Genomic DNA, 3,532 nt, shown 5'->3' with positions numbered 1-3,532 from the left:
ACAATTCTTATTCTTTTAAAAGTACTATTACTAAATTGTTAAGGGAATTATGTCTAAGACAATCGTAGAGCATTCCGAAGCCTCGGAAGTCTTCAACCGGGACGAACCTTATGTGGACTGGCACGACGAAACGCTGTGGTTTGTGCGTCAGAAGCGGGATAAATCATCCAAGATGCTACCTGAATGGGAGCAACTGCGTGAAACTGCATCGGGCATTAAAAACTATGTGCTGTCCCACATGGACGAGCTGCTGATCCAGTTTGAGCAGAAAGCCAAAGAGAACGGCGTGCATGTGCATTGGGCAGCGAATGCAGCGGAGCACAATGAAATTGTGCTGGGTTTGCTGCGAAACCACGGCATTACCAAAATGGTAAAAAGTAAATCGATGCTGACCGAGGAATGTCACATGAATGAATTTCTCGTAAATAATGGCATTGAGGTGATCGACACCGATCTGGGTGAGCGCATTGTGCAGCTAAGGCAGGAGCAGCCGAGCCACATTGTACTGCCTGCGATCCACCTGAAAAAGAAAGACATCGGCGATCTGTTTCATGAACATCTAGGGACTGAGGCAGGCGCAACAGATCCGCAGTACCTCACAGAAGCAGCAAGACAACACCTGCGTGACAAATTCCTGACGCGCCGGGCTGCATTGACCGGTGTCAATTTCGCCATCGCTGAAACCGGAGGCTTTGTGGTTGCTACCAATGAAGGAAATGCGGATATGGGCGCGCACCTGGCCGATATTCACATTGCCAGTATGGGGTTTGAGAAAATTATTCCGAAGCAGGAGCATCTCGGGGTGTTTTTGAGATTGCTGGCAAGAAGTGCCACTGGACAGCCCGTGACAACCTACAACAGTCATTTTAAAAAGCCGAGGGAAGGTCAGGAAATGCATATTGTGATTGTTGACAATGGCCGCACTACCCAGCTGGGCCGTGCCGATTTCCGGAACTCACTGAAATGTATCCGTTGCGGCGCCTGCATGAACACTTGTCCGGTGTACCGGCGGAGCGGGGGCCACAGCTACCACAATGCAGTTGCCGGACCGATCGGCTCTATTCTCGCGCCTAATCTGGATATGACAAAGAATGCCGATCTGCCGTTTGCAAGTACGCTTTGCGGCAGCTGCTCCAATGTTTGTCCGGTGAAAATTGATATTCACGATCAGCTTTATAAATGGAGGCAGGTATTGGCAAAAGCCGGCCACGTGCCTCAGTCAAAAGGTTTGGGGATTCGTGCGATGTCGATGGTACTGTCGCAGCCGAGGTTTTATCAATGGTCGGGCAGGCTGGGCCGCTCTGTAATGCGCACCATCCCATTTGTAGTGAATAACGGATTAAATCCCTGGTATAAACAACGTGATATGCCCGAAGCGCCGAAAGAGAGTTTCCGCGACTGGTATATCCGAAACCGCAGAGAATAATGGGTACAAGAGAACAAATCCTGGAAAAGATCCGCCTGAACAAGCCGGATCCGATTGCACTTCCCGAGCAGATCCGTTTTACCAGCTTTTTCGAAAATACGGAAGCAAAGTTCATCGAAACGTTACAGTCGGTTTACACGGAAGTGGTCGTTGTGAAAAATGCGCAGGAGCTGGCCACAAAGGCAGAAGAACTTTACGCTGGCGTAGTGAACCGCGCCACCAACATTCCGCAGCTGGCTTCGTGGGCTGATTTCAGCTTGAATGTAACTGACCCGCATGAACTGGAACTGATCGAGATCGCTATCCTGAAAGCAGAATTTGGTGTAGCTGAGAATGGGGCGGTCTGGATTTCGGATCATCATCTGCAGCACCGCGTGTTGCCTTTTATCACACAAAACCTCGCACTCGCCATTCCGCGCTCGGCTATTGTGAACAATATGCACGATGCTTACGAGCGGCTTACTGACACAACTGGCTGGGGCTGTTTTATTGCTGGTCCTTCCAAAACGGCTGATATCGAGCAGTCGCTGGTGATCGGCGCTCACGGCGCCCGCAGTATGGTGATATTTTTGATTGAAGAGGAATAAATGGAACAGGTGATTGAGCTCCGGCCTTTTCAGCGGAATATGGCGGCGGACCTGGCGCGGCTTGCAGATAACCCGAAAGTGTCGGCGCAGGTGCGGGACAATTTTCCTTATCCTTATACCATTGCCGACGCGCATTACTGGATTGATATGTGCAGCAATGCAAACAGCAATGCATTTCAAAGAGCTGTTTTCTTCGAAGGTAAGTTTGCCGGCGGGATCGGAGTGGTGCGGCAGGAAGATATTTACCGAAACAATGCAGAAATCGGCTACTGGCTCGGCGAACCTTTCTGGGGACGCAATATTATGACCGCCGCACTCCGCGAAATGACCAGCTGGATATTTGAAAATACCTCCATCACGAGATTGTTCGCCGGTGTTTTTGAAACCAATGCGGCTTCTATGCGTGTGCTGGAAAAGGCGGGTTACGAGCTGGAAGCAATTCATCGTAAAGCAATTATCAAGAATGGTCGTGTACTGGACGAACACTTATATGTAAAGCTGGCCTGAGCGCTGCTATCTTTTTCTCCAAAAACTTCCCGGAAAAAAGTCCCCGGCATGTTCTTTCCTCTATTTTTGCATAGTTCACGATATTTATTTTTCCGGCTAATGCACGTTTGCTGAAACCGGAAAATGACGACTCCAATTATGCCAAAAATCATTGTTGCAATTGATGGCTATTCCAGTTGTGGCAAAAGCACAACGGCGAAACAGGTTGCTAAACAGCTCAACTATCCCTATATAGATACCGGCGCCATGTACCGCGCCGTGACCCTGTATTTTCTCCAAAATCATGTGAGTCTCACCAATCCGAAGGAGGTTGAAGCTGCTTTAAGCAATATTCAGATTTCCTTTCGGCGGCATGCTGAGCTGGGTCGTAACGATACCTATTTGAATGGCGCTAATGTGGAAGATGAGATCCGTAAGATGTATGTTTCCGAAAAGGTAAGTGACGTCAGCGCGATCGCGGAAGTGCGTCATGCATTGGTGGCGCAGCAGCAGCGTATGGGCAAAACAAAGGGGATTGTAATGGATGGACGTGATATTGGTACAGTAGTGTTCCCGCATGCTGAGCTGAAAATATTCATGACAGCCGATCCCCTGATCCGGGCGCAGCGAAGACAAATTGAATTAATGGAAAAAGGGGAACTGGTTGGTTTGGCAGAAATAGCTGAGAACCTGAAAATGCGCGACCATATTGACACCCACCGCGCCGAAAGCCCGCTGCGACAGGCGGATGATGCTGTGTACATTGATAACTCCATGATGACACTCGACGAGCAGGTAGAGCTGGTCGTGCGCCTCGCCGACGAGCAGATCGGACTTTCGCTACGTCGCCGAAACGCCAGCAAAGCTTGAAGATGGCTGATTTTGATTACGATTACCTGATTGTTGGCCAGGGACTTGCAGGTACAACACTTGCAATACACTTACTTGATCTAGGTAAGAAAGTTCTTGTATTGGGAGATACTGCATTACCTTCTTCCTCCAAAGTCGCCGCGGGAATATATAATCCTTTGAC

4 protein-coding genes are annotated in these 3,532 nt (G+C 49.3%); all 4 read left to right on the top strand.

The genetic code is table 11. The features are described 5' to 3' along the window. The first annotated feature begins 49 nt into the window (after positions 1–49). The 4 genes from ACTIE6_RS20380 to cmk all read left to right on the top strand — a co-directional run bounded on the left by ACTIE6_RS20380 (position 50) and on the right by cmk (position 3,369). Positions 50–1,426: a lactate utilization protein B gene (locus ACTIE6_RS20380; RefSeq protein WP_439558387.1), complete on the top strand. Its 1,377-nt coding sequence runs from the start codon at positions 50–52 to the stop codon at positions 1,424–1,426. Then, the gene (locus ACTIE6_RS20375; RefSeq protein ID WP_439558386.1) at positions 1,426–2,013 is read left to right on the top strand and encodes a LutC/YkgG family protein; all 588 of its coding nucleotides are present in this window, start codon (positions 1,426–1,428) and stop codon (positions 2,011–2,013) included. Before ACTIE6_RS20380 ends, ACTIE6_RS20375 begins: the two co-directional genes overlap by 1 nt. Then, positions 2,014–2,520 (top strand): GNAT family N-acetyltransferase, encoded by a 507-nt coding sequence (locus ACTIE6_RS20370; protein WP_439558385.1) that lies wholly within the window; start codon positions 2,014–2,016, stop codon positions 2,518–2,520. A gap of 138 nt (positions 2,521–2,658) precedes the next feature. Then, positions 2,659–3,369, top strand: a complete 711-nt coding sequence (gene cmk, locus ACTIE6_RS20365) for a (d)CMP kinase (protein ID WP_439558384.1) — start codon at positions 2,659–2,661, stop codon at positions 3,367–3,369. The last annotated feature ends 163 nt before the right edge of the window (positions 3,370–3,532 follow it).

This window comes from Dyadobacter sp., from assembly GCF_051859145.1.
Classification (GTDB): domain Bacteria; phylum Bacteroidota; class Bacteroidia; order Cytophagales; family Spirosomataceae; genus Dyadobacter.
The sequence above is the reverse complement of the archived record's forward strand: the minus strand, read 5'-3'. Positions and strand labels throughout refer to the sequence as shown.